Origin of the sequence: Kribbella solani (genome assembly GCF_014205295.1) — a bacterium.
In the GTDB taxonomy this organism is placed as follows: domain Bacteria; phylum Actinomycetota; class Actinomycetes; order Propionibacteriales; family Kribbellaceae; genus Kribbella; species Kribbella solani.
This window is the reverse complement of record NZ_JACHNF010000001.1, coordinates 5085212-5109861: the sequence shown is the minus strand read 5'-3', so window position 1 is coordinate 5109861 and position 24650 is coordinate 5085212. Positions and strand designations below refer to the sequence as shown.

General features: G+C 68.6%; 17 protein-coding genes. 14 read left to right on the top strand and 3 right to left on the bottom strand.

Going from position 1 to position 24650, the window contains the following annotated elements:
* Positions 1–374: 374 nt before the first annotated feature.
* The 8 genes from HDA44_RS23250 to HDA44_RS23215 all read left to right on the top strand — a co-directional run bounded on the left by HDA44_RS23250 (position 375) and on the right by HDA44_RS23215 (position 9760).
* The gene (locus HDA44_RS23250; protein ID WP_184837767.1) at positions 375–704 is read left to right on the top strand and encodes an STAS domain-containing protein; all 330 of its coding nucleotides are present in this window, start codon (positions 375–377) and stop codon (positions 702–704) included.
* 237 nt (positions 705–941) lie between these two features.
* On the top strand, positions 942–3242 hold the full coding sequence (locus HDA44_RS23245) for a sodium-translocating pyrophosphatase (protein WP_184837764.1): 2301 nt from the start codon (positions 942–944) through the stop codon (positions 3240–3242).
* A gap of 130 nt (positions 3243–3372) precedes the next feature.
* Positions 3373–4593 (top strand): DUF4142 domain-containing protein, encoded by a 1221-nt coding sequence (locus HDA44_RS23240; protein WP_184837762.1) that lies wholly within the window; start codon positions 3373–3375, stop codon positions 4591–4593.
* 276 nt (positions 4594–4869) lie between these two features.
* Positions 4870–5862 (top strand): ABC transporter ATP-binding protein, encoded by a 993-nt coding sequence (locus HDA44_RS23235; RefSeq protein WP_184837760.1) that lies wholly within the window; start codon positions 4870–4872, stop codon positions 5860–5862.
* A gap of 1 nt (position 5863) precedes the next feature.
* Positions 5864–6628, top strand: a complete 765-nt coding sequence (locus tag HDA44_RS23230; protein WP_184837758.1) for a hypothetical protein — start codon at positions 5864–5866, stop codon at positions 6626–6628.
* Positions 6629–6818: 190 nt separating this feature from the next.
* Positions 6819–7607, top strand: a complete 789-nt coding sequence (locus HDA44_RS23225) for a DUF2785 domain-containing protein (RefSeq protein ID WP_184837756.1) — start codon at positions 6819–6821, stop codon at positions 7605–7607.
* Between the two features lie 303 nt (positions 7608–7910).
* Positions 7911–9215 carry a cytochrome P450 gene (locus tag HDA44_RS23220; RefSeq protein ID WP_184837754.1) on the top strand — a complete coding sequence of 435 codons (1305 nt, stop codon included), beginning with the start codon at positions 7911–7913 and terminating at the stop codon, positions 9213–9215.
* 47 nt (positions 9216–9262) lie between these two features.
* The gene (locus HDA44_RS23215) at positions 9263–9760 is read left to right on the top strand and encodes an NUDIX domain-containing protein (RefSeq protein ID WP_184837752.1); all 498 of its coding nucleotides are present in this window, start codon (positions 9263–9265) and stop codon (positions 9758–9760) included.
* Here HDA44_RS23215 and HDA44_RS23210 read toward each other — a convergent pair.
* The gene (locus HDA44_RS23210; protein ID WP_184837750.1) at positions 9757–10566 is read right to left on the bottom strand and encodes a TIGR03619 family F420-dependent LLM class oxidoreductase; all 810 of its coding nucleotides are present in this window, start codon (positions 10564–10566) and stop codon (positions 9757–9759) included. The two genes, HDA44_RS23215 and HDA44_RS23210, sit on opposite strands and share 4 nt — an antisense overlap.
* Before the next feature lie 193 nt (positions 10567–10759).
* Between HDA44_RS23210 and HDA44_RS23205 the strand changes: the two genes are divergently transcribed.
* Together HDA44_RS23205 and HDA44_RS23200 are read left to right on the top strand one after the other, a co-directional pair.
* A complete protein-coding gene (locus HDA44_RS23205) occupies positions 10760–12316 on the top strand; it encodes a GGDEF domain-containing protein (RefSeq protein WP_184837748.1) in 1557 nt (518 codons plus the stop codon).
* 19 nt (positions 12317–12335) lie between these two features.
* Entirely contained in the window at positions 12336–13904 is a 1569-nt protein-coding gene (locus HDA44_RS23200) for a GGDEF domain-containing protein (protein ID WP_337906280.1), read from the top strand.
* Here the strand turns inward: HDA44_RS23200 and HDA44_RS23195 are convergent.
* A complete protein-coding gene (locus tag HDA44_RS23195) occupies positions 13898–15328 on the bottom strand; it encodes a DUF7059 domain-containing protein (protein ID WP_184837746.1) in 1431 nt (476 codons plus the stop codon). The genes HDA44_RS23200 and HDA44_RS23195 overlap by 7 nt on opposite strands.
* A 172-nt stretch (positions 15329–15500) precedes the next feature.
* On the opposite strand from HDA44_RS23195, the gene HDA44_RS23190 reads away from it, so the two are divergent.
* From HDA44_RS23190 to HDA44_RS23175, 4 genes are all read left to right on the top strand, one after another.
* Entirely contained in the window at positions 15501–16832 is a 1332-nt protein-coding gene (locus tag HDA44_RS23190; RefSeq protein WP_184837745.1) for an alpha/beta hydrolase family protein, read from the top strand.
* A gap of 219 nt (positions 16833–17051) precedes the next feature.
* Positions 17052–19796 carry a type I DNA topoisomerase gene (gene topA, locus HDA44_RS23185; protein ID WP_337906279.1) on the top strand — a complete coding sequence of 915 codons (2745 nt, stop codon included), beginning with the start codon at positions 17052–17054 and terminating at the stop codon, positions 19794–19796.
* A gap of 54 nt (positions 19797–19850) precedes the next feature.
* On the top strand, positions 19851–20282 hold the full coding sequence (locus HDA44_RS23180) for a Fur family transcriptional regulator (RefSeq protein ID WP_184837743.1): 432 nt from the start codon (positions 19851–19853) through the stop codon (positions 20280–20282).
* Between the two features lie 103 nt (positions 20283–20385).
* Positions 20386–23175, top strand: coding sequence for a glycoside hydrolase family 2 TIM barrel-domain containing protein (locus HDA44_RS23175; RefSeq protein ID WP_337906277.1), 2790 nt, complete (start codon positions 20386–20388; stop codon positions 23173–23175).
* Between the two features lie 41 nt (positions 23176–23216).
* On the opposite strand, the gene HDA44_RS23170 is transcribed toward HDA44_RS23175, so the two are convergent.
* The gene (locus HDA44_RS23170) at positions 23217–24629 is read right to left on the bottom strand and encodes an aminotransferase-like domain-containing protein (RefSeq protein WP_184837739.1); all 1413 of its coding nucleotides are present in this window, start codon (positions 24627–24629) and stop codon (positions 23217–23219) included.
* Between the last annotated feature and the right edge of the window lie 21 nt (positions 24630–24650).

Sequence of the window (24650 nt, the reverse complement as noted above, 5' to 3'; positions counted from 1 at the left end):
CGGGGACAGTTGCCGGACTGAGTACCGGCTGAGAATGCACGCGCTGATGCACACGGCTTTTTCCGGGCGGGAATCGACTTCGGTAGGTCGAGGATGAAAGAGTTTTCGGCAACGGGTCTCACTTAGAGGGTGTCCGAGGGCTCTGCGCCTACTGCGGGGCACTCGGCACGGCACCTCGGCGCACGGGAGGGAAGGCAACGATGAAACCACATCGAGGCCTCCCCTCCCGCGCACCGAGCTACCGCACCGAGCACCTCCTCGCTACGGCGCCGAGCCCTCGGACACCCTCTTACGGTCCGTACATGGTTGAATGCAGCAGTTCACCGAGCGCATGCGAGTGAACCAAGGTGCACAGGACGGGATCGGAGGCCGAAGTGGATCTGTCGCTGACCGCGCGCGCCGAGGGCGGGCGGACCGTCATCGAGGTGGCGGGGGAGATCGACGTCTACACCGCACCGAAGCTCCGCGAGAAGATCGCCGCGCTCGTCGACGAAGGGAGTCACGACCTCGTCATCGACCTGGAAGGCGTGGAGTTCCTGGACTCCACCGGACTCGGCGTCCTCGTCGGCGGACTGAAACGGGTGCGTACCCACGACGGTTCGCTGTCCCTGGTCTGTACCCAGGAACGGCTGCTGAAGATCTTCCGGATCACCGGGCTGACGAAGGTCTTCGACATCCACCCCGACGTCGCCTCGGCGATCTGATCAAGTGAAAACGTATCCCTGTCACTACACAGGGTGACCGCAGCGCTCAGGTTTCGGCACACCTCTTGCCGTTTCGGCCCGGTATGGCGTAGACCACCCTGTCGTCAGGTCTGGTCGGTCACCCGTTAGAGTGACCCACCGCGTCAGTCCCCTGGCGCTGTGTCGTATTTTCCCAACCCTTCGGTTGCGGCAGACGGGGGCCGTCAAGCCCGGACGGGTTGCCTACAAGGAGGACGGATGTCCGCGCTGCTTGCTGCACAAGCGGTGGATCTTTCGTCGAGCAACACCACACTGGTGATCGTCGTCGGAGTGATCGCGATTCTCGCGGTCGCGATCGCGATGGTCTTCCGGGGCCAGGTGCTTGCCGCGAACGATGGCACCGAGAACATGAAGACGATCGCCGCCGCGGTCCAGGAAGGCGCTTCGGCCTACCTGAGCCGGCAGTTCCGGACGCTGTCCGTCTTCGCCGTTGTCGCCTTTCTGCTGCTCTTCCTGCTGCCCGCCCACGGTAGCAACGAGACCACACTGAAGATCTTCCGGTCGGTCTTCTTCCTGGTCGGCGCGGGCTTCTCCGCGCTGATCGGCTATCTGGGCATGTGGCTGGCGACCCGCGCCAACGTCCGGGTCGCCGCGGCTGCCCGGGACGAGGGCCGCGACCCGGCGATGCGGGTGGCGTTCCGGACCGGCGGCACCGTCGGGATGGCGACCGTCGGTTTCGGTCTGTTCGGTGCCGCGCTGGTGGTGCTGCTCTTCAAGGGTGACGCCCCGACCGTGCTCGAGGGCTTCGGTTTCGGCGCCGCGATGCTGGCCATGTTCATGCGGGTCGGCGGCGGTATCTTCACCAAGGCCGCCGACGTCGGCGCCGACCTGGTCGGCAAGGTCGAGCAGAACATTCCCGAGGACGACCCCCGGAACGCCGCGACGATCGCCGACAACGTCGGTGACAACGTCGGCGACTGTGCCGGCATGGCGGCCGACCTGTTCGAGTCCTACGCCGTGATGCTGGTGGCCTCGCTGATCCTGGGCAAGGCCGCGTTCGGCGAGCAGGGCCTGGTGTTCCCGCTGATCGTCCCGGCGATCGGCGCCGTCACCGCGGTGATCGGGGTCTTCCTGACCCGGCCGCGGACCGGTGAGAACGGCCTGCGCACGATCAACCGTGCCTTCTACATCTCCGCGGTGGTCTCCGGCGTGCTCTGTGCGGTGGCGGCGTTCGTCTATCTGCCCGGCAGCTTCAAGGAACTGACCGGCGCGGCCGGCACCGCGATCGCGAACACCGACGGCGACCCGCGACTGATCGCCACCGTCTCGGTGATCATCGGCATCGTGCTGGCAGCCATCATCCTGGCCCTGACCGGTTACTTCACCGGCACCGAGGACAAGCCGGTCAAGGACGTCGGCAAGACCTCGCTGACCGGCGCGGCCACCGTCATCCTGTCCGGTATCTCGGTCGGCTTCGAGTCCGCCGTGTACACCGCCGTGGTGATCGCGGCGGCCGTGTACGGCGCCTTCCTGGTCGGTGGTACCGGCGTCGTCGCGCTGTTCGCGATCGCGCTGGCCGGTTGTGGTCTGCTCACCACGGTCGGCGTCATCGTCGCGATGGACACCTTCGGCCCGGTCTCCGACAACGCGCAGGGCATCGCCGAGATGTCCGGTGACGTCGAGGGCGAAGCGGCCCAGATCCTGACCGAGCTGGACGCCGTCGGCAACACCACGAAGGCGATCACCAAGGGCATCGCGATCGCGACCGCCGTACTCGCCGCGACCGCGCTGTTCGGCTCGTACACGGACGCGATCCGGACCGCGCTGGCGGACAACTACGCCAAGTTCGAGGCGGACGCGCTGGTGTTCAACCCGGGCACGCTGGTCGGCCTGATCCTCGGTGCGGCCGTCGTGTTCATGTTCTCCGGCCTGGCCATCAACGCCGTCGGCCGGGCCGCCGGCGCGGTCGTGTACGAGGTGCGCCGGCAGTTCCGGGACATCCCCGGGATCATGGAAGGCACCGGCAAGCCGGAGTACGGCAAGGTCGTGGACATCTGCACCCGCGACTCGCTGCGTGAGCTGGCCACCCCCGGTCTGCTCGCGATCACCGCGCCGATCGCCGTCGGCTTCGGTCTGGGTGCCCCGGCGCTGGCCGGTTACCTGGCCGGTGCGATCGGCTCCGGCACGCTGATGGCGGTCTTCCTGGCCAACTCCGGTGGTGCCTGGGACAACGCCAAGAAGCTGGTCGAGGACGGCAACCACGGCGGTAAGGGTTCGCCCGCGCACGAGGCCACCGTCATCGGTGACACCGTCGGTGACCCGTTCAAGGACACCGCTGGTCCGGCCATCAACCCGCTGATCAAGGTGATGAACCTGGTCTCGGTGCTGATCGCTCCGGCCGTCGTCGGCTACTCCGCGATCGGCAACAACACCAACACCGCGCTGCGGATCATCATCGCGGTCGTCGCGCTGGCCATCCTGGTGGTCGCGGTGTACATCTCCAAGCGCCGGGAGTCGGTCATCGCCGACACTCCGGCGGAGGCGAAGGCCGCGGCCTGACGCGGTAGCTCCACCCGAAACGGCTCGCCGGCTGGACCGGCGGGCCGTTTCGTCCGTCTGGACCGGGCCGCGTACGTCTGGACCCGGAGCGCGTGTCGTTTTAGTGTCGTACGGACGACAGGGGGTAGCCGTGCCTTCTTCCCGGCGAACGACGACGGTGTTGCTGCTGATCCTGCTGGCAGCACTGCTGGGCTTCCCTGGGGCGGCACAACCGGCGTACGCGGCCACGCCGCAACCTGATCTCGACTACCTCAACCAGGCCCACCAGCTGAATCTGACCATCATCCGGGCCGCGCAGCTCGCGCAGACGAACGGCCGGAGTGCGTGCGTACGCAAGGCGGGCGCGCAGCTGGAACGGGACCATCGCCGCCTGTCCGCGCAGGAGCTCGCCGTCGCCGATCGACTTGGTCTCGGGCTGGTGGCGATCCCGTCACTGGCCGAACGGCAGCAGCTCGACGCACTGACCGCCAAGGGCAAGGCGGCAGCGTTCGACAACGCCTGGCTGGTGCTGCAGCGCCAGGAGCACCAGCAGTACCTGAAGCTGATCGGAGGCGACTTGCCACAGGCCGCGTCGCCCGCGGTGGAGGCTGTCGCGAATGGCGCCAAGCCAGTGGTCGAGATGGACCTGCGGATAGTGGCAGGTCCCTGCCGCACCGCATCCGGTACTCCGGTCGTACCTACTGGCGACGGCGGTCAGGTGGCCGCCGCGCAGCAGGCACGCTCGCGTACGGCAGTGGTGCTGCTCGGTCTGGGCGTACTGCTGCTCCTGGTCGGCAAGGCGATCTCCGTACGCCGCCGCGTCCTAGGAGTTGCCGCACTGGCCGTTGGACTCGTACTGCTGTTCGGAAAGCAGCCACCTGATACAGGCGACGTACCGAAGGCCGGGGCGGCGGCAGAGGAACGTGAAGCAGCCGTGCCACCGGTGCGGCTGAAGCTGCCTGGTGTGCTGACAGCTGCAGTGCAGCCAGTAGGAACTGGTGGGGACGGGCGGCTGCAGATGCCAGGGTCAGCGGCCGACGTGGGCTGGTGGGCGGCCGGTGCGGCGCCTGGGTCGGCCGGCGGCACAGTACTACTGGCAGGGCACGTCGACACCACTCGCGGACGCGGCGTGTTCGCCGCATTGCCTGATGTAGCGGTCGGTGCGCGTGTCGCGGTGACGGGCGGCGACGGAGGCGTCCACTGGTACCGGATCGTCTCACGTCGTACGTACGAGCAGAATGCGCTGCCGGCGGACCTGTTCAGTGGCGCGGCGAAGCCCCGGCTGGCGCTGGTGACCTGCACCGGCTCGTACGATCGCGCGACCCGTCGCTACAGCCAGAACCTGGTGCTGTACGGCGTCCCGCTCGACTGAATCGCCCGGTTTCGCGATAAACCAGGGCCGGTTCCGCGCCGAAAGTCCGGCCGGCGTCGACTTTCGGCTGATGCGTGGCCGCGGCCGATAGGGGATGGTCGGGGTTGTGGTCAGGGCTTTAACCGATGGCAGCCGCCCGGCGGGGGACGGAAGAATCAACCCACGGGTGGACACACCGGTTCCGCCCGAGGTCCGATGCTTCCGGCCCAGGTGACCTCGATACTTGTTACCGACAGTCCACAACACCAGGTGCGCCACCGAACGAGGAGTACGGCGATGATCGAGGCAAAGGGCCTCACCAAGCGATACGGCGCGACCGTTGCCGTTGACAACCTGTCTTTCGAGGTCAAACCCGGCAAGGTGACCGGCTTCCTCGGCCCGAACGGGGCCGGCAAGTCGACCACCATGCGGATGATCCTCGGGCTCGACACCCCGACGTCCGGCGAAGTCACCATCGACGGGCAGCGTTACCGCGACCTGCACAAGCCGCTGACCAAGGTCGGCGCGCTGCTGGACGCCAAGTGGGTCCACCCGAACCGCTCGGCCCGCGCCCATCTGACCTGGATGGCCGCGTCCAACAAGCTGCCGAAGTCGTCGGTCGACAAGGCCCTCGACATGGTCGGCCTGGCCGCGGTCGCGAACAAGCGGGCCGGTGCCTTCTCGCTGGGCATGTCGCAGCGGCTCGGGATCGCCGGCGCGCTGCTCGGTGACCCGGAGGTGCTGCTCTTCGACGAGCCGGTGAACGGCCTCGACCCGGAGGGCATCGTCTGGATCCGGACCTTCATGCACAAGCTGGCCGACGAAGGCCGGACCGTGCTGGTCTCCAGCCACCTGCTGTCCGAGATGGCGCTCACCGCCGAGGAACTGATCGTCATCGGCCGCGGCAAGCTGATCGCGCAGAGCAGCACCCAGGAGTTCGTCGACCGCGCCAGCGGTACCACGGTCAAGGTGCGGACCCCGCAGCTCGACCAGCTGGCCGGCGTGCTGAACGGGCAGCAGCTGGTGACCCGGATCGAGGACGTCGAGGACCAGGGCAAGGTGCTGTTCGTCGAGGGCGACCTGACCACCGACCAGGTCGGTGAGGCCGCCGCCGCGCACGGCATCGTGCTGCACGAGCTGACGCTGCAGCGCGGCTCGCTGGAGCAGGCGTTCATGCAGATGACCGGTGACTCGGTCGAGTACCACGCGCACGACGAGGTCGCTGCCGTGACCCAGCTTGCCGCGCCATCGGGTTCCGAGGTGGCCGCGGGTCCGAAGGAGGACAACTGACATGTCGGTGATCACTGTCGAGCGGATCAAGCTCTTCTCCACCCGCTCGCCGTGGTGGTGCATGATCGTCGCGGCCGTGCTGACCGTCGGGTTCGCGGCACTGACGACCGGCTTCCTCAAGGGTGACGAGGAGCGGCAGGCGACGATCTTCATCACCCAGCCCGGCGCGCAGCTGAGCCAGATGGTGATGATGGTGATGGCCGCGCTGGCCGTCACCACCGAGTACCGGTTCGGCACCATCCGGACCAGCTTCCAGGCCGTCCCGCAGCGGGCCGCGCTGCTGCTCGGCAAGACCGCGGTGGTCGCGTTCCTGTCCGGCATCATCGGCCTGATCGCGTCCTTCGGCGCCTGGGGCGTCGGCAGCCTGTTCGCCAGCAACGCCGACCTGGCGATCAAGACCGGGGCCGAGTGGCGGCTGCTGGCCGGTCAGGGTCTGGTGTTCGCGATCTCCGCGGTGTTCGCGGTGGCCGTCGGCATCCTGATCCGGCAGAGCGCCGGTGCGATCGCGATCCTGATCCTCTGGCCGCTGCTGGTCGAGAACCTGGTCAACCTGATCCCCAAGATCGGTGACGACCTGGCCCGCTGGGCGCCGTTCGCGAACGGTTCCTCGTTCCTGAACCAGGGCCAGGACTTCGGCCTGGCCGGTGCGAACGCCGGCGGCAGCCAGTACGCGCTGACGCCGTGGTGGGCGCTGCTGTACTTCCTCGGCTGGGCGGTCGCGCTGATGGCGGTCGCGCTGTTCTCGGCGAGCAAGCGCGACGCGTAACCCGAACCACCCCGGTCGGAGTTGAGGGGCCCTGACCGGGGCACGGGCCCGGCCGGGCTGAGGGGTCCTGGCCGCGACGGTCCGTGGCGCATCTGGGCAACCGGATGAGCCACGGGCCGTTTCCCGTTTCCGGGCGGGGTTCCGGACCTGGGCTGGCGCCTGGCCCCGGCAAACGCTTACGGTGCCGCGCATGACCGATTGGGCGCAGGTACGCGACAACGGGTACGAGGTCCCCACCGATCGGCCGCTGGAGGTACTGGTGGCCGAGCTGGTGGCGATGCTGCGGTCGCCTGATCCGGTCGTCCGGGACCGGCAGGCGTACTTCACGCTGGCGACCTGGATCGAGCGTGGCGTGCTGTCCACGGGGCAGCTGCGGGCGCTGGGGGACGAGATGGTCGCGCGGTTCGCGGACAGCGAGGTGCAGGCGCGTACGTTCGCGCCGCTGGTGCTGGACGCGATCGTCACCGCCGGGGTGTTCGAGCCGAGCTGGGTGCCTCCGTTCGAGCGCTGGTACGTGGCCGAGGCGGACCTCCGTGGGTACGACGAGAAGCTCGGCTGGTTGCACGCGGTCGCACACGGCGCCGACCTGCTCGGTACGCTCGGCCTGCACTCCGCGGTCGAACCGGTGCAGATGCTCCGGCTGGGCATCGGCCGCCTGCTGACGCCCACGGCGTACGTGCTGGCGGACCTGGAGGACGACCGGCTCGGTTACGCGCTGGCAGCTACCCTGACTCGTACGGATCTGAACGATGAGGACGTCACGGGCTGGCTCGATCCAGCTCTGCGGGCGCTGTCGAATCCACCGGTCGAAGGGATCAGGCCAGAGGTCACCAACACGATTCGTACGCTGCGGGCCCTGTACGTGCTCGCGGACCACGGGGTGCGGGTACGGGACCGGATCACCGTGATCCCCCGGCGCGACCAGGTCAAGACAAAGCTGGTGGACGTACTCCGGACGGTCACGCCGTACTACCTCTGAACATGGTGGACGAGGGCAACAACCGGAAGATGTACACCGGACCCGACTTTCGTCTGGTTTTTCCCTGAAAGCTCCCCTAGGTACGGCATGTCGCGCGCCAGGGCGGAGTACAGGTGGTTTCAGGTGGCAGTGAAGGCCCCGTCCGTGACAGGGTTCTCTGCTGGCAGGCCATGGCCCCCTCCCATGGTGGTGCCAACGCCACTACCGGAGTAGTGCCAACACCATCAGATCTGGTCCTCGGCGACGTTAACTTTTGAAGTGACGAAAGCCGTCGGGGCGCAGTAGAGAGGGACCATAGAAGTCATGGTTGCGACATACCTGAAGCGTTGGGTCGGCAACCGCATCCTGAACAGGACCACTCGCAAGGGTGGTCTCGACCTGTCGAAGATGCGGATGTTCCCGAGTCAGGTTTCGATGCCGCTGCGCCGGCAGGGCCTGGATCCGGTGCCCGAGCTCGCGCGGGTGCGGGAGACCGAGCCGGTTCACAAACTGGCGCACCTGTTCGGGATGAACGTGTGGATGGTCAGCGGGCACGCCGAGGCGAAGGTCGTGCTCAGCGACTCCACCAACTTCAGCAACGACATCCGGCCGCTGGTCGGCTCGGACCCGAACAAGCCGTCGGAGGGGATCGGCGGCCTCGGCTTCACCGACCCGCCGGACCACACCCGGCTGCGGAAGCTGCTCACGCCGGAGTTCACCAAGCGCCGGCTGGCCCGGCTGGAGCCCGCGATCGAGAAGATCGTGAACGACCAGCTGGACCTGATGGAGGCCAAGGGCCCGGTCGTCGACATCGTCTCGGACTTCGCCTTCAACGTGCCGTTCCTGCTGATCGCCGACCTGCTCGGCGTCGAGGAGCAGGACCGGGACCGGTTCCGTGCCCTCGGCCCGGCCCGGTTCGACCTGTCCGGCGGCGGGATCGGCGTGTTCGGGTCGGCCAGTGAGTCGCGGGAGTTCCTGTTCGAGATCGTCCGCAAGCAGCGGGCGAACCCGGGCGACGGGCTGATCGGGTCGATCATCCGCGAGCAGGGCGACGCGATCGACGACGTCGAGCTCGGTGGGCTCGCCGACGGCGTGTTCCTGGGCGGGTACGAGACGTCCGCGAGCATGCTCGCGCTCGGCACGCTGGTGCTGATGCGGGACCCGGCGAACTTCGAGCGAATCCGGTCCGAGCCGGGCGCCGTCGACGGGATCGTCGAGGAGCTGCTGCGGTACCTGACCGTCGTCCAGGTCGCGTTCCCGCGGTTCGCCAAGCACGACCAGGAGCTGTTCGGTCACCAGCTGAAGAAGGGCGATCTGGTCGCCATCTCGCTGTCCGGCGCGGACCGTGACAAGGCCGTCTTCGGCCCGGACGCGGAGGACTTCTACCCGCGCCGGAACGCCTCGGCCGCGCATCTCGCCTTCGGTCACGGCATGCACCGCTGCGTCGGCGCCGAGCTGGCCCGGATGGAGCTGCGGGCGGCGTTCACCGCGCTCGCCAACCGCTTCCCGGACCTGGCCCTCGCCGTCCCGGAGACCCAGCTTCGCTTCCGCGACTTCTCCCTCGTGTACGGCGTCGAAACCCTCCCCGTTCGTTTGCACGCCACCACGCCGGAGCAAGCTGCCGGATAGTACGCCGGGGGGTTGGCGGGGCGTGGTGCACTGGTGGGGAGGACCTGATGGGCGTGGGCGAAACGATTCCGGAGTACCCGGAGTACATAGCGGGGCTGCCGCGGAAGCGGGTGGCTGCCGGGGTGCTGTTCCGGTCGGCGGACGGCCGGGTACTGCTGGTCGAGCCGTCCTACAAGTCGAACTGGGAGATCCCCGGCGGTGTCGTCGAGGCCGATGAGTCGCCGTGGGCGGGGGCGACGCGTGAGTTGGCCGAGGAGCTCGGTACGGATCGCGTGGTCGGCCGCCTGCTGGTCGTCGACCACGTGCACGCGAACGACCGGCGCCCCGACGCGATGGTGTTCGTGTTCGACGGCGGCGTACTGGACGAGGCCGAGGTCGCCGCGTTCGTCTTCCCGGACGGCGAAATCCTGTCCGCCGGGCTGTACACGATCGAACAGGCCCGTACGCTCGGCAAGCCGATGCTGGCCCTCCGCCTGACCGCGGCCCTGGACGCGGTCCGCGAAGCCGCGGTCGTCCTCTGCGAGGACGGCAAGCGGGTGGCTTAGGCCTGGATCAGTCGTTCGGCGAAGCTGGTCAGGTCCGCGAGGTCGGCCGAGGTGACGACCAGGCGGGTGACGCCTTCCGCCGCGTACGCCGCGACGGCTTCCGCGGTCAGGTCGACAGACGCCCAGCGGGTGTACTCGAGATCGTCCCGGCCGGAGGTCGTCCGGACCAGATCCCACTGCGCCGCGCGCTCGGCGGGGGTCAGCGCGCCGCCGGGGAAGTACCCGTCGCCCCGGGCGCCGGCCCGGCGGGCGGCCGCCCGGCTCGATCCGCCGACGTGGATCGGAAGCGGTGCCGACGGATGCGGAAAGCTGCTCACGTTCTCGAACTCGAAGAACTCGCCCGCGTAGCTGACGTCGGCGCCCGACCACAGCAGCCGCAGTACGTCGATCGCTTCGTCCGCCCGTCGCCCGCGGGAGGCGAAGTCGATGCCCATCGCGCGTGCCTCACCCGGCAGGCTCCCCACCCCGACCGTGAGCAGTCGCATCCGGCCTTGGGACAGCACGTCGACCGTCGCCAGCCGCTTCGCGAGCTGCACCGGGTGGTGGTAGGGCAGCAGCAACACGGCGGTCCCGAGCAACAGCCGTTCGGTGGCGCCGGCGACGAAGGTCAGCAGTTCGAGCGGATCGCCGTACGGCAGGTCGGCCGGCAGCTCGTACCCGCCGAAGGAGGCGCCTTTGTACAGCGCGAGGTGCTCGGGCACGTACAAACCCTCGAAGCCGCAGGCCTCGGCGTGCCGTGCGAATCGAATCAGCCGATCAGGATCGGTCCCGTACGCGGGCGTGCTGTAACTGACGGAGAACTTCACCGCGGCACCGTAAAACCTTGCCCTTGGGGTCAAGGCAAATCGCAACTCGGTGTGTACTGATTGTGGCACCAGGTGGTCGGTGGCGGTATCGGGTCGTGACAGGACCGGGATGGGTGGCCACAATGGTCGGTCCGGCCCGAGGTGCGGGTGACGGATCAGGGAAGGGCCGTCTGCGGGTATGGGGAATGGCGCGATGGCGGCGGACGGGGCGCTGACCGCTCGGATCGCCGGGGCGATGACCGCCGCGCAGTCGGGCGGGCAGGCCGGCGCGGCGGCGGAGATCGAGGCGATTCGGGCCGAGCTCGGTGGCGTCCCCAGCTATCCGCTGGCGGCGGCCGAGTACGTCCGGGGAGTGACGGCGCACCACGCCAGTGACGCCGACGAAGCGCTCCGGGCCGTGGACGCGTGTATCGAGATCGCCCGCGCGATCGACGAACCGGGCTGGGAAGCGAACGCGCTGCCGATCCGGATCATCAACCTCGCGCGCAGCGGCCGGGGTGGCGACACGGTCAACGACCTGGTCGCCGCCGAAGCCGCGCTGAACCGGACGAAGGACGCCGGCCTGACCGCCTGGGCACACACCGGCCTCGGGTACGCGTACGACGTGCTGCGCTTGTTCGAGCTGTGCATTCCGCACTACGAGCTGGCCACCCAGCTGGACGACGACGTGTTCGAGCTCGCCGAGGCCGAGGCGATCGACCGGCTGAACCTCGCCGAGACGTACCTGCGCTGGGCGCACGAGCTGGAGCGGCTCGGCGATCCCTTGTATACAAGGGAGATCGCGGACCGGCTGGCCTCGGCCGCGTACTGGGCGCGGGAGGCCGAGCGGGTGGTCGTGGACGACGAGAGTCAGGAGTTCTGGCGGCTCAGCGCCCGGCTCTGGCTGGCCGCCGCCGCCACCGGCGAGGACCCGGCGAAAGCGGTTGCCGACCTGACCGAGATCCGGGACGAGATCAGCAAGCTGGGTGAGACCGAGCGGCTCGCGATCGCCGGCGCGTACCTGGCCCGGGCCTTGCAGGCAGCGGGCCGGTCCGAGCAGGCGAAGGCCGCGGCGGACCGGGCCGCTGCTGACCTGATTCCGTTGGCCGACCCAGCGACTCAGGTGCTCGTCCTGCAAACCAGGTCGGAGCTCGAGGCGGTCGATGGTGGTCCCGGCGCGCTGGCCGGATTGGCGTACGCGCAGTCGGTCGCGCGGGGCTGGTGGAAGGAGCGGCAGCGAGCGCTCAACGCGGTCCGGCATGCGCTTGCCGCACACGACCTGCCGGCCCGGCACGACGCCGAATGGCACGCGGCGCGGCAGGATCCGCTGACCGGAGTGGGGAACCGGCGCGCCCTGACCGAGCGGCTGACGGCCGCCCGTGACTCGGGCCGCGCGGTCACGCTGCTGGCGATCGACGTGGACAACCTGAAGATCGTGAACGACGGTTTCGGTCACGCGTGCGGCGACGAGTTGCTGCAGGTTGTGGCAAATCTGCTGGTAGAACAGGCACGAGCCACCGATGCCGTGATTCGATCAGGTGGCGACGAGTTCTTCGTGGTGCTCGATCAGCCCGACGCCAAGGGCGGTGCCCAGCTGGCTGAGCGGATCCGGGTGGCGGTCGAGGCGATCGCGGCGGCGACCGACAAACCGTGGCTGCGCCGGCTCGGGCTGAGCCTCGGTTTCGCGGCGACCGCCGAGGGCATCGCGGTGGATCAGCTGGTCGCGGTGGCGGACCAGCGCCTGTACGCGGACAAGCGGCGGAAAGTGTGAAACTGGGAGGGGAGGTGTGGTGCGAGAGACGTCGGGGGTGACGACCCGGATCGCGGCGGCGATGACGCGGGCCCAGTCGGGCAGTCCGGCCGAGGCCGGGCAGGACATCAACGCGCTGCTCGCCGAGCTCGGCCCGGAGCCCAGTCATGAGCGGGCGGCCGCCGAGTACGTGCGGGCCGTCGCGGCGCACCACGGCACTGACGCGGCCGAGGCGCTGGACGCCGTCGACGGCTGCATCCGGGTCGCCCGGGCGATCGACGAGCCGGGCTGGGAGGCGAACGCGATCGCGCTCCGGATCGTCACGCTGATCCGGACCGGCGAGGGCGGTGACTCGGTCGCGGACCTGGTCGCCGCCGAGAACGCCCTGTCCCGGACCAGGGATCTCGGCCTGGCCGGCTGGGCGCACACCGGCCTCGGCTACGCGTACGACCTGCTGCGGCTGTACGAGCTGTGCATCCCGCACTTCGAGCTGGCGGCGGACGGGGACCACGATCCGCTCGGACTGCGTGAGGCGCCGGCGATCAACCGGCTGAACCTCGCCGAGTCGAACCTGCGCTGGGCGCATGAGCTGGAGCGGCTCGGCGACCAGTCGTACGACGAGGAGATCAGGCAACGCCGGCAGGCCGCGCACCGGTGGGCCGCTGAGGCGGTGGATGCGATTCTCGCCGCCGACCTGCTCGGGTACTGGCCGATGGCCGGGCGGATGTGGCTGGCGGCGAGCAACGACGCGGCCGACGCGGCCGATGCCGCGGTGATCCTGAAGGACTGCCGGGACCAGTTGGCGAAGCTTGGCGATTTCGAGCTGGCGGCGATCGCGGGTACGTACCTGGCGCGGGCGTACTTGTCGCTCGGGCGGATCGACGAGGCGCTGGCCGCGGCGGACCGGGCGGCGAGTGACCTGCCGCCGACGTCCGATCCGCCTGTGGAGGCGCTGATTCGGCACACGGCCGTACAGATCGTGGCGGAGTCCGGCGACACCGGCGCGACCATCGGCCTGCAGTACGCGCGTGCGATCAGCCGTGGCTGGTGGGCTGAGCGGTTGCGCGGTTTGTACGCCGTACGCAGTGCACTTGCCAACCATGAGCTGTCGATCCGGCACGATGCCGAGTGGAAGGCGGCCCGGGAGGATCCGCTGACCGGTGTGGGCAACCGGCGCGCTCTGGACGAACGGATGTCGGTAGCACACGACTCTGGTCGCTCAGTGGCGGTAGTGGCGATCGACGTGGACAACCTGAAGGTCATCAACGACAGCTACGGCCATGCGTGTGGTGACGAGGTGCTGCGGCGGGTCGGACAGCTACTGACCGAGCAGTGCCGTGCTGAGGACGTGGTGGCCCGTGCAGGCGGTGACGAGTTCGTAGTCGTACTGGACAACCCGGATGAGCGCGGTGCGCCGGAGCTGGTCGAGCGGATCAAGATCGCAGCGGAGCGGGAGGCTGAGCGGGCCGAGGCGCCCTGGTTCACCATGTTGCGGCTCAGCGTCGGTCAGGCGAGCAGCGCGGACGGTACGTCGGTGGGCGATCTGCTGACGGAGGCGGATCGGCGCATGTACGCGGAGAAGCGCCGGCGTCGTCGTCCGACTCAGTAGTCCAGGAAGCCTTCTACTACGAGCTGTTTGACCTGTGGCAGGTACTCCGACAGGACGTCGACCACTGGTCGGTCCAGGAGATCGGCCAGTGCGGCAAGGATCTGTCCGGTGCTGAGCTCGCCGTCACACGCGCCAACGAAGCCAGCCAGTACCGTGTCGACCTGCTCGGCTCTACGCATGCCCCGCTGACGCCGCAGCACGATGGTGGCCGGGTCCTCGGCGCCTGGCTGCCCAGTGGTCTCCTGGATGACGTCCTCGGCGACCCGGAAGTGCATCCCGGTCAGGTCAGCCGGCAGGCCTTCCACTCGCTCGAACCGGTGCAGTACGTGCGGACCGATCGGCCGCTCGATCTCGTACGGCCAGGACTCCGCGTACAGCGTGCCTTCGACGTTGTGCAAGCTGATCCAGCCCATGCCGATCGCTTCGACGTCATGCTGCTCCAGGTAGCGCATCCACTCGTCGTACCTGGCCGGGTACGCCGGTGAGCCGTGCAGTCCGGCGTCACGCAGCCACAGTTCCACGTACTCGGACGGGTCGAGCTGTTCGCGCTGGACGGCCCAGGCGGAGCGGTCACCGGTCCACGTGGCTATGCGGTCCTGCCACGCCGCACCTCGTACACAGGTCCAGTTGGCGAGTAGCTGGCACCAGCCACCGTCAGTCAGGTGCGCCGGCGCTTCTCGTACGAGTTGCTCGACCACCGCGTCACCGGTGAACCCGGTCTCGCGGTACGTCAGGTCACCACCGGGCGGTGAGATGACGTACGGCGGGTTGCTGATGATCAGGTCGAAACGCTCACCGCGCACCGGCTCGTACAGACTGCCGTCGCGGATGTCGACCTCGACCTGGTTGAGCGCGGCGGTCCAGCCGGCGAGCTGCAGCGCGCGCGGGTTGACGTCGGTCGCGACCAGTTGGTTGACCCGGTCCGCGAGGTGCAGTGACTGAATCCCACACCCGGTGCCGATGTCCAGGGCACGGTCCGCTTTCACCGGAACGGTCAGCTGCATCAGGCTCAGACTGGCCGGTGCGATGCCGAGGACGTAGTCGCCGCGCATCGCCTCCCGGCGCCCGTCCAGGCCCGGGGTGAGGTCGGCGACCACCCAGCAGTCCCGCTCGCCGGCCGCGAACGGGCGGATCTCCAGCACCGCGCGGGCCTCGCCGCCGCTCACCTCGATGATGCCCAAGGCAACCAGCTCGATCCCGGGGAACGCCTTCCGGACAAGCTCTTCCGGCACGCTGCGCTGCAGCAGGAACAACCGGATCATCGTGTCCAGCCGATCGCCGCTCCCCGTACGCCCCGCCGCCGGCGAGGTTTCGTTCCGCGCCAGCGCCGCGTTCGCCGCCACCCCAAGCCGCTCCGCGACCCCCGCCACGGTGTACCCGGCCCCCACGAACGCCGCCCGCAACCCGTCCACCAGCTTTCGCATCCCGTTATCTTCGCATTCGCCGGCCCCCTGAACCGCAGGGTTGCCCCCTTGGATTTCCAGGGGGCAACCCTGCAGTCGCGGAGATGACCCCCGAGTTGGAGGGTTGTGGCTGTCATCAAGTTGGGATGTGGTCTCCATCACGGAGAGAAGCGGGGCGATGACCATGAGTCGCATGCCGCGTCAACGACTCAGCCGTCACAGCAGCCTCGATCTCACCAGGCGTCACGTGCTCACGGCCGGTGCGGCGGCGGGGTTGACGCTCGTCACGCCCGGTCTCGCGTCCGCTCGCCCGCTCGACCCGGACGAGTTTCGTACCCAGGGCGACCCCGACTTTCATCCGGTGAAGTTCCGGATACCGGCGCCGACCGGGCGGAAGGCGCTCGGGACGGCCGCGATCCATCTGATCGACCGGTCCCGGCAGGACCCGAGTATGCCGAGCGGGCAGCGCGAACTGATGATCAGCGTCTGGTACCCGGCGTCGATGTCGGCGAGCGCGCCGTACGCCCGGTACATGCCGCCGAAGACCGCGGCGGACGTGGACGAGGCGTGGACCGGCGAGGAAGGGCTGGCGCTGCCGACCGGATCGTTCGACTTCGCGAACACGCTGACGCACGCGCGCGTCGACGTACCCGTGCAGCCGCTCCGCCACCCGGTCGTACTGTTCTCGCCCGGTCAAGGCGACAGCCGGTTCGTGAACACCGCCCAGGTCGAGGACCTGGCCAGCCGTGGGTACGTCGTGGTCACCATCGACCATTCGCACGAATCACCGGTCGAGTTCCCGCGCGGCCGCTTCCTGCCCGGCGCGCCGGCGCCCGAGGGGCCCGACCCGGCCGCGATCCGGAAAGCACTCGAGACGCGGACGGCCGATGCGCGGTTCGTACTGAACCAGTTGGAGCACATCGCCGACGGCCAGAACCCGGACGCCGACGGCAAGGACCTTCCGGACGGGCTCGGCGACAGCCTCGACCTGCGCAAGGTCGGCATGTTCGGCTACGCGCTCGGTGGGTACACGACCGCGAACACGATGCTCGCGGACCGGCGCGTCGCCGCCGGAGTGGACCTGGACGGAACGCTCCAGGACGACCGGACCAAGGGGCCACTTGGCGAGGTCGCCGAGAAAGGACTGAACCGGCCGTTCCTGCTGTTCGGGTCGGACCAGAGCCAGCGGACCGACCCGGGCAAGGACAACTACGACCCGTCCTGGGCGAGTTTCTGGGCGGCGCAGCGCGGCGGGCGGTTGAACCTGGCACTCTTGCACACCAAACAGAAGGCTTTCACCGACTACCAGTTCATCTTCTCCCAGCTGTTCCACGACATCTACGGCAACGACCCGATCATCGGTTCGGTGCTGCGGGCCCTCGTCGGCAGCGCGAAACCGGCCCGGAGCGTACTCGCGCAGCGCGAGTACCTGGCCGCGTTCTTCGACCTGACCCTGCGCCGCCGCCCGGTCCTGCTGCTCCGCGGCGATTCCCCGAAGTTCCCCGAAGTACGGTTCGCCGGCTGAGACGGCGTACGCTCGTAAGCCTGGTCGCGACGCGCGGTGAGGGTGGGGCGTTCGCCACTTTCTGAAACCCTGGGAGGCGTACCGGGGGCCTGACCGGTTACCGTGCGTTGAGAAATGCGTTGCCGTCGGCCGTACTCTGTCCTCGGGCGGGTCGGTCTGTGCTGGGGGAACAGGCGTCGGTGAAAGGGCGTTGTCGGCAGGACGAGAGTAGGGAGCGCAGTGGCAGGGGCAGCAGGGACGAAGACAGCGGCGGGCACGCGTCTGGTGATCGTCGAGTCGCCGAAGAAGGCGCGGATGATCGCCGGCTTCCTCGGGTCCGGGTACGTGGTGGAGTCCAGCTTCGGCCACATCCGGGACCTGCCGAGCGGCGCCGACGAGATCCCGGCGAAGTACAAGGGCCTGCCATGGGCACGGCTCGGGGTGAACGTCGAGGACCACTTCGACCCGCTGTACGTGGTGCCGGCCGACAAGAAGGCGCAGATCCGCAAGCTCAAGGACCTGCTCAAGGGTGCCGACGAGCTCTTCCTGGCGACAGACGAGGACCGCGAGGGCGAGGCGATCGCCTGGCACCTGCTGGAGGAGCTGAAGCCGAAGGTCCCGGTCCGCCGGATGGTGTTCCACGAGATCACCCCGAAGGCGATCCAGGACGCGGTCGGCAACGCCCGGGACATCGACGAGGCGCTCGTCGACGCCCAGGAGGCGCGCCGGATCCTGGACCGGCTGTACGGGTACGAGGTCTCGCCGGTGCTCTGGAAGAAGGTCATGCCGAAGCTGTCGGCGGGCCGGGTCCAGTCGGTCGCGATCCGGATGGTGGTCGACCGCGAGCGCGAGCGGATCGCCTTCCGCAGCGCCTCGTACTGGGACCTGGACGCGACTCTGGACGCCGGCGAGAGCCGGACGCCGCGGCAGTTCGGTTCCCGCCTGGTCTCGGTGGACAGCAAGCGGGTGGCGCAGGGCCGCGACTTCAGCTCGACCGGTGAGCTCAAGGGCGCGAACACGGTTCACCTGAACGAGGCGACCGCGACCGCGCTGGCCGGTGCGCTGCGCGACTCGCGGTTCACCGTCCGGGCGATCGAGTCCAAGCCGTACACCCGCAAGCCGTACGCCCCGTTCCGTACCACCACGCTGCAGCAGGAGGCCGGGCGGAAGCTCGGCATGTCCGCGTCGCAGACGATGCAGGTCGCCCAGCGGCTGTACGAGAACGGCAACATCACCTATATGCGTACTGACAGCGTGACGCTGTCGGACACCGCGATCACCGCGGCCCGGGCGCAGGTCCGCGAGCTGTACGGCGCGTCGTACCTGCCGGACAAGCCGCGGGTCTACACCTCCAAGGTGAAGAACGCGCAGGAGGCACACGAGGCGATCCGGCCGGCCGGTGAGGTCTTCCAGACTCCGGCGCAGACCGGTCTGAGCGGCCCCGAGTTCCGGCTGTACGAGCTGATCTGGATGCGGACGATCGCGTCCCAGATGAAGGACGCGGCCGGGAACAGCGTCTCGATCAAGATCGACGCGACCGCCTCGACCGGGGAGAAGTGCGAGTTCACCTCGTCCGGCCGGGTGATCACGTTCCACGGGTTCCTCAAGGCGTACGTCGAGGGCGCGGACGACCCGTCCGCCGGGACCGACGACCAGGAGACCCGCCTCCCGAACGTGGAGGAGGGCGACGTACTGCCCGCGCTCGAGGTGCTTGCCTCGGGACATGAGACGAAGCCGCCGGCCCGGTACACCGAAGCGACGCTGATCCGCGAGCTGGAAGAGCGCGAGATCGGTCGCCCGTCGACGTACGCGTCGATCATCGGCACGATCCAGGCGCGCAAGTACATCTACAAGAAGGGCCAGGCGCTCGTACCGGCCTGGCTGGCGTTCGCGGTGGTCCGGCTGCTGGAGGAGCACTTCACCCGGCTGGTGGACTACACCTTCACCGCCTCGATGGAGGACACCCTCGACGAGGTCGCCGCCGGTGACCTGCAGCGCGAGGGCGTACTGGCCCGGTTCTACTTCGGCGATGACGACCTTGAGGGTCTGCAGTCGATGGTGACCGACCTGGGCGACATCGACGCCCGGGAGATGTCGACCTTCCCGGTCGGTGGGGACGACAGCGGGGTCGTGGTCCGGGTCGGGCGATACGGGCCGTACGTCGAGGACAAGGACGAGCGGCGGGCGAACGTACCCGAGGATCTGCCGCCGGACGAGCTCACCGTCGACAAGGCGAAGGAACTGCTGGAGCAGCCTTCCGGGGTCGAGCACGAGCTGGGCAACGCGCCGGACACCGGGCTGAAGGTGGTGGCCAAGGCCGGACGGTTCGGGCCGTACGTGACCGAGGTGCTGCCGGAGGACGCGCCGAAGGGTGCGAAACCGCGGACCGGGTCGCTGCTCAAGTCGATGACGCTGGACGCGATCAGCCTGGACGACGCGATGAAGCTGCTGTCGCTGCCGCGGGTCGTCGGGAAGGACCCGGAGAGCGGCGACGAGATCACCGCGCAGAACGGGCGCTACGGGCCGTACCTGAAGAAGGGTACGGACTCGCGGTCGCTGTCCTCCGAGGAGCAGATGTTCGACATCACCCTCGAAGAGGCGCTGAAGATCTACTCGGAGCCGAAGCAGCGTGGTCGCCGGGCAGCCGCGCCGCCGCTGAAGGAGCTGGGCGAGGACCCGGAGTCGAAGAAGCCGGTGGTGGTGAAGGAGGGCCGCTTCGGTCCGTACGTCACCGACGGGGAGACGAACGCGACGCTCCGCAAGGACGACTCGGTCGACACCATCTCCTTGCTGCGGGCGGCCGAGCTGCTGGCGGAGAAGCGCGCCCGCGGGCCGGTGAAGCGACCGGCCAAGAAGACCGCCGCCAAGAAGACGGCCGCGAAGAAGACCGCGGCCAAGAAGACGGCTGCCAAGAAGACCACGGCGGCGAAGAAGACGACCGCGAAGAAGACGACTGCCAAGAAGAGCGCGACGAAGAAGTCCTGAGCCGGCGTCTGGGCCTGGTTTCAAAGTGCACGGGGACGTACCGAAGGAGCGCGGATGACGAGTGCTGTTGAGGTCAGCGCGCAGCGGCTGCGGGATCGGGGCGAGCGGGTCACACCCGCTCGGCTCGCGGTGGTCGAGGTGCTCGCCGGAACCGAGGAACATCTCAGTGCCGAGCAGATCGGTGAACGGGCCGAGCAGTTGCGGCCCGGGATTCATCGGGCGACGGTGTACCGGGCGCTGGATGCGCTGGGGGAGTTCGGCCTGGTCACGCACGTGCACCTGGGCCGGGCCGGGACGACGTACCACCTGGCCGGGGACCTGGCGCCGCGGCATCTGCACCTGCGCTGCTCCGAGTGCGGCACCGTGTACGACGCGCCGGGCGACACCCTCGAGTCGGCTCGCAAGAAACTCGCCCGCGACCTCGGCTTCCACCTCGCCCCGGAACAGGTAGCCCTGGTCGGCATCTGCAAGGACTGCCAGCCGTAACCCGCTCCCGCCTGGTTGTTCCGGGTGAGCAGCTGAGCGATTGTTGTCCATATCTGTTGATAGGTGTGGAGTTGTGAACAGGTTGGCCGTAGGCTCGGCTCTCGTGAGCGATTACGTTGAGGACTTTGGGTCCGGGGCCAACGTGCTGCCCCCACGTTCCTGGCTGGATGACGACGCCCGGCGGGTGCCGCTCGGCGGGGAGTGGAGCTTCCGGCTGTCGCCGACGGTCGCGGCCGCGCCGGACGACCTGACCGACCCGGACACCACCGGCTGGGACACCATCACCGTCCCGGGCCACTGGCAGCTCAGCGGGTACGGCAAGCCGGCGTACACGAACGTGGTCTACCCGTTCCCGCTCGAACCGCCGTACGTGCCGACCGACAACCCGACCGGTGACTACGTCCGGACCGTGAGCGTTCCGGCCGACTTCGCGGGCGCCAAGATCGTGCTCCGGTTCGAGGGCGTCGACTCCCGGTTCGCGGTGTACGTGAACGGCGAGTGGGTCGGCTGGTCATCCGGTTCGCGGCTGGCGTCGGAGTTCGACCTCACCGCGCTGGTTGCGCCCGGCAACGAAGCACGGATCGCGGTCCGCGTACACCAGTGGTCGGCCGGCAGCTATGTCGAGGACCAGGACATGTGGTGGCTGTCCGGGATCTTCCGCGAGGTCAACCTGCTCGCGCTCCGGCCGGACGCGCCGACCGACGTGTTCGTGAAGGCGGCCTGGGACCACGTCGACGGCGCGGGCACGCTGCTGGTCGAGTCCGACGTACCGGGGACCGTTTCGGTGGCCGAGCTCGGCCTCGAGGTGCCGACCGGCGAGCACGTGCGGGTCGAAGGCGTGCAGCCGTGGAGCGCCGAGGTGCCGCGGTTGTACGACGCCGTGCTGCGTACCGCCGGTGGTGACGTCCGGTTGCGGATCGGGTTCCGTACGGTCGCGATCGTCGACGGGATCTTCACCGTGAACGGCAACCGGGTGCTGTTCAACGGCGTCAACCGGCACGAGTTCCACCCGGATCGCGGCCGCTCGGTGACCGAGCAGGACATGCTCGACGACGTACTGATCATGAAGCGCGCCGGCATCAACGCCGTACGCACCAGCCACTACCCGCCGCACCCGCACTTCCTCGAACTGTGCGACGAGTACGGCCTGTACGTGATCGACGAATGCGATCTGGAATCACACGGGTTCGGGTACGAACCGCAGCCGCCGAAACTGCCGAACCCGGTGATGGACGAGCGGTTCCGCGACGACCTGGTGAACCGGATGCGCCGGACCGTACACCGGGACAAGAACCACCCGTCGATCGTGATCTGGTCGCTCGGCAACGAGTGCGGGATGGGCGACAACCTGAAGGCCATGTACGACCTGGTCAAGGAGCTCGACCCGTCCCGGCCGGTGCACTACGAACGCGACACCGAGGCGGAGTTCGTCGACATCTACTCGCGGATGTACGCGTCGCCGGAGCAGTGCGCGGAGATCGGCGCGGACGCCACGAAGTACCGGAACCTGCCGTACATCCTGTGCGAGTACGGGCATGCGATGGGTAACGGGCCGGGCGGGCTGCTGGACTACCGCGAGGTGTTCGAGAAGTATCCGCGCTGCCAGGGTGGTTTCATCTGGGAGTTCATCGACCACGGTCTGCGGACCACGATCGACGGGCGCGAGGTCTACGCGTACGGCGGTGACTTCGGCGAGCCGATCCACGACGGGAACTTCGTCTGCGACGGGCTGCTGTTCCCGGACCGGACGCCGTCGCCGGGAATGCACGAGTTCGTCAAGGTGATCGAGCCGGTCCGTATCGTTGCTGACGGCAACGATGGGGTGACGGTGACGAACCACTACGAGGTGCTGGACACGAGCCACCTGGTGTTCACGGCACGGGTCGAGGTGGAGGGCGAGGTGGTCGGAACCGCCCCGCTGAACGTGCCGGTGCTCGCGCCGGGTGCGTCGACGTCTGTCGAGCTCCCGCCGGAGCTCGACAAGCTACGCGCGGAGGGCCGCCCGGAAACCTGGCTCACGGTCACCGCCGAACTGGCCGACGCCACCCCATGGGCGACCGCCGGCCACCGCATCGCCTGGGGCCAAATCCGCCTCGACCAACCAACCACCCCGACCGCGACGGTTCCCTCTGGTGAGGCGGTGGTTGGTGGTGTTGCCGACGCAGCTGGGATTTCTGTTGCTGGGTTGACGAATGTTCGGCTGGACGTGTGGCGGGCGCCGATCGACAACGACGCGATTCCTGGGGTCGCGGCCGCCTGGCGTGAGCAGGGGTTGCACCGCGTACAGCACCGGATCGTCTCGCAGGGCGAACGCGACGGTGCATGGGAGGTCGTCACCCGCACCGCACCGCCCGCGCTGCAGTGGGGTCTGCGCAGTACATGGCGTTGGACTGCTGTAGAGGATGGCGTGGTCCTGCAGCTCAGCCTCGTACCCGAGGGGTTGTTCCCGGAGGTGCTGCCCCGCCTGGGCATCACGTTCGAGCTCCCGAAGGTGCAGCAGGTCGAGTGGTTCGGCACCGGCCCGAACGAGGCGTACGTAGACACACGCGCGGCCGCCGCGGTCGGGAAGTACACAGCCACTGTCGCCGAGCTCCAGACGCCGTACGTCCGTCCGCAGGAGAACGGTCAGCGCATCGACACCCGCTGGGCCACGCTCGACACACTCCGCATCGAAGCAGTGGACGACCTGTTCGGCCTGACTGTCCGCGACTGGACCACCCACGACCTGGAGTCCGCCAAGCACACCCCCGACCTGGTCCCCGGCGATACCACCCACGTCACCCTAGACATAGCCCAAACCGGAGTAGGCACCGCCGCCTGCGGCCCTGCCCTCCCCACCCGCGACAAACTAACCACCACCCCCTCCCACCTAACCCTCCGCTTTACCAACTAGCCGCACCCCACCCAACCCTCGCTTCACCGGCCAGCTGCCAGTCAGATGGCGATGGTGGGGCGGGGGATGGGGTGGTGACTGGGTGGGTGGTAGGTGGTCCAGGCCTTGGTTAGGCGGTGGGCTGCTTCGGTGAGGGCGGTTGGTTGGGCGCGGAAGTGTAGGCGGATGTAGGGGGTTCCGGCGCCGGTGACGTCGAGGCCGGTGCCGGGGAGGACGGCTAGGCCGTGGCGGAGGGCGGTTTGGGCGAAGGAGGCGCCGTCGCCGTACGGGAGGCGTACCCACAGGCACTGGCCGCCCGTGACGGTTGGGACCTGCCAACTGGGGAGTGACTGGGTGAGCAAGGCGTGCAGGTGGTCGTGGCGGGCCTTCAGGGTGGTGTGTAGGCCTGGCGCGTCCAGCAAGGGCAGCAGGTGTACTGCGGCGAGCTGCGACGGGACATTGCCGCCCAGGTCGTGTACGGCGCGCAGCCGGGCCACACGGTTGATCAGAGGCGCCGCAGCACGTATCCACCCGATCCGCAGACCACCCCACACGCTCTTACTGAGTGAACCGATGGAAACAACCGAGTCGCTGTACGCCGCCACCGGTGCAGGCTGTGTCTCACCAGGGAACCCCAGGTCCGCCGGTACCTCGTCCTCGATCACCGGAACACCCACACCAGCCAGCCGCTGCCGCGTAAGCGCGGACATCACCGCCCCAGTGGGGTTGTGGTACGTCGGAACGACATAGGCAACCGCGGGACGCCGCTCCCGGACGGCCGCCTCGATGCCTTCCAGCCCGACCGGTAGTCCATGCAGCACGGCTCCCTGCTCCCGGAACGCCTCCAGCGCACCCGGGTACGTCGGCGCCTCCACCAGCACCCGATCTCCCGGCGACACCAACGCATGTGCGAGCAACGACAACGCTTGCTGACCCCCGTTGGTCACCATGACTTGCTCTACACGCGTAGCCACGCCACGGGCCGTGTAGCGATCAGCCAGTGCCTGCCGCAAAGCCGGATGCCCGTACGGGTAGTAGCCGATGTCGTCTTCAAGTGCAGCGAGCTCCGGGGCGATCCGTACGTACGCCTCGGCCAACTCCTTTGGTGGATCGCCTGGAGCCGCGCAGATGGCGAGCAGTACGTCGTCGTCACGTGCTTCCAGTGAATCCAGGAACAGGGGGTCGACCGGTGCATCCAGTACCTGCGCTCCGGACGGTACGCCGGCCACTCGCGTACCACTGCCCTGCCGGCGGGTGATGCGCCCTTCAGCACGGAGCAGGTCGTACGCGGCGACCACCGTGGTACGCCCGACTGCCAGTGCGCCGGCCAGTGCACGGTCTGGCGGTAGGACTGCACCAGGCGGGAGATCGCCGTCGTCGATGAGTTGCCGGAGCCGCGTCGCGAGCAGCACGTACAGCGGGCCGCGGCCGGAGGACCAGCGGCCCAATCGGTCAACCACTTCGATTGGTCTCATCTGCGAACCAATTCTGCCCGA